Genomic DNA, 678 nt, shown 5'->3' on the forward strand with positions numbered 1-678 from the left:
CGGAGGCGGGGGTGGAAGCCCCGCGCGCGGGCGGGCGTTGCTGCAGGGTGCTGGCCGGTGGCATGAAGGCGGCCAGCGCGGCGGGCAGGGACGAGGAGCCGGGCCGCGGCGGGGACTCCGCCGTGCGGCCGCGCAGCAGTTGCGCGGCCTTTGCCAGTTGTCCGCGGGCAGAACGAAGGGCTTGAACCATGGCGGCCTCGGTATCGACGATGGCTGCATTGGGCCAGCCGGCGATGACGAAGCCGTGACGGAAACATGAATGTCACATGACTGTGGCGCGCCGGCAAACACCGCCGCCGCGCGCCGCGCGCGGGCCCGGAGTCAGGCGGCCGGCGCCACCGCGCACAGTCGCGCCAGCGCGCCCAGCGCCGCCTGCGTGGCGCGCGGGTGGCGCAGCAGGCCGACGTGGCCGACGCCGGACAGCGCGACGTGGTGGGCGCCTTCCAGCCACGACGAGCCGGCCGGGCCGGCGATGGAGTCGTGCCAGCTGAACACCGACACCAGCGCGGCGCGCTGGCGCGGGGTCTCGCGCGCCGCCAGCGCGCGCAGCCAGGCGCTGCCGCAGCGCATCTGGCGCGCGTTGAAGCCGCTGCCGTAGCGCGCCAGCGCGCAGCCGTGGTGGGGCGAGCCGAGCGTGACGATGCCGCGGCACGGCGGCGGCTTGCCGCGTCCCGCCAC

Annotated in this window: 1 protein-coding gene and 1 pseudogene; both read right to left on the reverse strand. The window is 76.8% G+C overall.

The features are described from left to right. On the reverse strand, positions 1–190 hold a 190-nt coding region (locus K206_RS44320; protein ID WP_231401622.1), incomplete at its 3' end, for a hypothetical protein. A gap of 131 nt (positions 191–321) precedes the next feature. Then, a pseudogene (locus K206_RS43745) lies at positions 322–678 on the reverse strand (acetyltransferase); the annotation flags it as partial.

It is taken from the genome of Cupriavidus sp. WS (assembly GCF_000395345.1).
GTDB lineage: Bacteria > Pseudomonadota > Gammaproteobacteria > Burkholderiales > Burkholderiaceae > Cupriavidus > Cupriavidus basilensis_B.